The sequence below is a fragment of the Desulfobacter sp. genome, from assembly GCF_050177295.1.
The window spans coordinates 1-4,349 of sequence record NZ_JBFXHE010000382.1; the positions used below are offsets into that span (position 1 = coordinate 1).

Genomic DNA, 4,349 nt, shown 5'->3' on the forward strand with positions numbered 1-4,349 from the left:
CCGATCTTGCTCCCCGTGTTTTGTTACCTCCACACGACAGACCGCAGCTACATGTCTAATCAGCAATTTACATGGTAACCTCCTTTCAGGTTACAAGAATGACCAGGCTTATCCTGGCGCACCGAAGTTCACGAAGATATTAGCGCACTATACTTCGTATTCTTCGTGTTCTTCGTGGTTTTAATTTGAAAGCATCTTAACTTTATGACATTGAGTAGTGAGTAGTGAGAAAACAGCTTGTTTTAAATCTCAATACTCAAAACTTTCATATATAAAAATTGATCGACGCTGTAGCATTTATTTTTCCCCGGCCCTTTAAAAAGGCCAGAAAACAGGAATGAAAAGACTTGCGATAACGACTACAATTACATTCAATGGCAGACCCAGCTTGAGAAAATCTGAAAATCTATATCCGCCAGGACCATAGACCAGCAGATTCGTCTGGTAACCAATGGGGCTGGCATAACAGGCGCTGGCGCCAAAACAGATGCCGATAATAAATGGCCGGGGATCCACGCCAAGTGAGACTGCGGTAGAGATCGCGATGGGAAGCAGGAGTACTGCAGTTGCATTGTTGCTTAAAATATGGGTGAATATACTGGTTAATACTATGATGGCAAAAAGGATCATATGTGGACTTTTGCCTTCGAATAGACTTAAAAAAGCGGTTGAATAGAGCTCCGTTGCGCCTGTTTTCTGCATGGCCAGCCCCAAAGCCAGTGTTCCGACAATCAAAAGGAGAACTTCAGACTGAAGTGAACGGTAGGCATCTTTTAAACTCAGGCAGTGGGTCAACGTCATTAAAAAAACGCCGGTAAGAGCGCATATCATTATGTCGACAAGCCCCAGTGTTGCAGCAAGCACGACAGCGACAAAAATTCCGGTGGCAATGCCGGCTTTTTCCCTGTCAACAATAGCGTGGTGAATATCCTCAATGATCACAAAGTCTTGACTCTTTCTTATTTTATCCAATTTGTTTCTCGGGCATTGTACAAGGAGAATATCCCCGATTTTCAACCTCCCGTTTTGTAATTCTCTATATGAAAAATAACTTGTTCGGCTTCGTATCGCAATAATACATATATCGGCGTCGTTTTGCAGTTCATCTGACATCAAGGGTTCCCTCAGAAGGGATGAAAGTGGAGGGATAACGAGTTCAACAATGAGATCATCTTCAGGGCTCCCGCCAAATGTGAGATTTTTTTTCCCATGAATCAAAGATAATTCTTTGCTTTTCAGACAGGAGATGATGTCCTGTGCCGCCGCCTTGACCAGGAAAATATCATTCTGCTTTATGCTCAGTCTGGTTCTGGACGGATCAAAAACACCTCCGTTTCTGAAAATTTCAATCACGCTCAGCCCTAAATTTTCTTTGGCATATACAGTGATATCTCTTTTCCCGATCAAGGGACTTTTTTCAGTGACTATCAGTTCTGCAATGTATTTTTTTTCTTTTCCTTCATCCAGTTCACATACAGGTGCAGTGCGGCCGGGCATGAGTTTTGGCGAAGCCAGAAATAAAAAAAAGATTCCGATTGCAGCTATGGGAACACCAAGGCGGCCGAGTTCAAACATAGATAATTGATCAAACCCGTTGAGGTTTGCAAGATCGCTGACAATGATATTGGTCGACGTGCCGATCAGTGTAGACGTGCCGGCCAGAATTGATACATAAGATAACGGGATGAGCAATTTTGACGGGGAAAAATCACATTCACAACTCAACCCCATGACAATAGGGATAAAAAGAGCCACAACAGGTGTGTTATTAATGAATGCCGACAACACAGCTCCCCCAACAAGGATAATGAGAAAAGCAGATTTCCGGCTCCCTTTTGAAAATTTCAATACCAATTCGGTCAAAAAGCCGACAGCGCCGGTCCGTATCAGTCCATGACTTAATAGAAACATGGATCCTACGGTTATCACAGCGGGATTGGCAAACCCTGCCACGGTCTCTGAAGGGGAAAGTATTCCGGTCAGAGCAAGCAGCACCATAATTCCTATGGCTGTCTTATCAACCGAAATTTTCTCTGAAATCAGAAGGACTAATGTCACAATCAGAATCAGTGAGACCAAAACAACGGGTATATTTATCATTGGCATAAAAGCTCTCCGTCTCTAATTGATTGATCATCAGATTTTAGACAGCAATACTCAATTTTAGTCTGTATAATCATGGCGCTTCTATTTACCCAAAACCAATATTGTCAAACAAGATTGGTGGGTAAAAAAATTCTGAAACATGTTCCTTCCCCAAGGGTCGATTCCACGTCAATTGTGCCCTTATGGTTTTCCGTTATGATAAAATTGGCGATCAACAGTCCAAGCCCGGCACCCTCTTTATCAGGCTTGGTGGAAAAAAACGGTTCAAAGATGTGCCTGCGGATATTTTCGGACATGCCTGGGCCATTATCTCTTATCTCAACGCATACCTGATCTTCTTTACAATAAATTCTCATAAAAAAAGTCGGACACGGATTATCTGTGTTGCCGGCCATTGCATATGCCCCGTTTGACAGAATATTGAAAAACACTTGTTTTAATTCGCCGCCCCGGCATTTAACTTTTGGTAAATCAGGGTCATAATCCTTCATAATTTGGATGGCACCGAAATGGAAATCATGCTCCAGAGTATATTCATTGGATGCCAGTTCAAGTGATTGATCCAGGAGAAGGGCTATATCTTCAACAGCAAAATCCATTTTGTTTCTTCTTCCGGAAAAAGAGAGCATGTTTGAAGCAATTTGAGAGCGAATCACGATTTCTTCAAATCGTTGTTTTTCATCCTGCAGGGTTCGAAGGCTTAATGCCTCAACCAGAGCCATAACCATCATCATGGCAACTTCCTGGTCCTCAAACGTATATTCGCCTTCCATACCTGCAAAAACGACAAGGCCAAGCACATCCTCACCGTGCAGCATGGGGAGCGCCATAATGGTGTCGATGGGCAGATGTTCCCTGGGCAAAAAAGCAAATTCCGGATTCAAACTTACGTTGTTCAATACTAAAGGGGTTTTATCAGTAATTGTTTTGAGCAGTTTGCCGGATATCTGTTGTCTAAATCCCTGATTTATAGCGGCGTCATTAACCTTTTGATACTGTTTGCCAGCCAGATCGGAAAACGCCAGGATATTCAAATACTCCTCCCTGTCACAGACCAGCCCTACAAAACAATAGGGAGCTGGAATCACGGCTTGAGCAATGGAAATAAAAATTTCTGCGATTTCTTTAACGGACTGTGCGGTCATGGATCGTTGAAAAAATGTATTCACAGAGGAGATAACCATGCGCTGGTGCAAATTTTTTTTCTCCTGCAAATTTTTCTGCTGTACCTCACCTTCTAATATTGTATTGGTACGCGCCAGATCTTCTGTTTTTTCTTTAATGGCATCACGCATCCGCACAAAATTACGTGAAAGTATCCCCACTTCCCCCACACTTGTTTGGTCAATTTCCTTATCGATATTTCCTGAAGTTATCTCAGAGGTGATGCGGGCAAGCCTTGCAACCGGCTTGGTAATGATGTTAATCAAAAAAATAAGCACCACAGCCATGACCAGGGTCACGAAGAAAGCAACCCCAAGCATTTTTGTCCGAAATTTAGCCAAATTTTTTTCAATCAGGCTGGTTGAATAAACAACCGTCAAGCTTCCGAGCGTCAATCCATTATAGTCAATAACAAAACTTTTCTTTATATCCGTTCCGCCCAAAGGGAACTCTCTTATAAGATTGATATTAATATTAAGTTCCGAATCATGGATGGCAAAACGTTTCATGTTTTTGTCATCAAAAAAAGTCTCCATGTTCATTTTTAAGGCGTCCATATCCACATTATAAAGGGGAAGGGTATTGATCTTTTTCATGAGATAGGTGGATTTGTCAATTTGAGCCCGGAGGCTTTCTAACTCAAGGGCCTTTACCTGGTGGGTGATGTAGGAACACAAAAACAGATTCATGACACTGAAAGCCACAATGACGACTGCAATGATGCGGGTCTTTAATCCCATATGATTTCTCTGGTTACCACTAAATGATTGCAACGACAAGCGGTTCGGTCAGACCGGATGCGGTCGAATCATATTTCTGGACGGATATTTTATATGAAAGTCTAAATAACTTATTGAATTAATTTTATGTTTTGTTTTGGGTTGAGCCTGGGTATTAATAGACCGGATTCGCCCATGGCTGTTATTTAAGAAGAGCGGATTCGTTTCCGGAGACTCTACGAACCAGACTTCGATAGTCTTCGGAGGCCGTTGAGCCTGGTGCAAATTCAAAGATGGTTTTCCCAAATGAAGGTGCCTCAGCCAGACTTTCATTGTAGCGAATGGGCTTACATAATTGTT

General features: G+C 42.3%; 2 protein-coding genes. Both read right to left on the reverse strand.

The annotated features are described in order from the left end of the window. Nucleotides 1-315 precede the first annotated feature (315 nt). On the reverse strand, nt 316-2,106 hold the full coding sequence (locus AB7U36_RS19465; RefSeq protein WP_428161300.1) for an SLC13 family permease: 1,791 nt from the start codon (nt 2,104-2,106) through the stop codon (nt 316-318). Between the two features lie 104 nt (nt 2,107-2,210). Continuing rightward, on the reverse strand, nt 2,211-4,010 hold the full coding sequence (locus AB7U36_RS19470) for an ATP-binding protein (protein WP_428161301.1): 1,800 nt from the start codon (nt 4,008-4,010) through the stop codon (nt 2,211-2,213). Between the last annotated feature and the right edge of the window lie 339 nt (nt 4,011-4,349).

What these genes read in the sequence shown, in the direction of transcription:
- AB7U36_RS19465 (WP_428161300.1), bottom strand. Translation starts at nt 2,106, where the DNA reads ATGCCAATGATAAATATACCCGTTGTTTTGGTCTCACTGATTCTGATT.
- AB7U36_RS19470 (WP_428161301.1), bottom strand. Translation starts at nt 4,010, where the DNA reads ATGGGATTAAAGACCCGCATCATTGCAGTCGTCATTGTGGCTTTCAGT.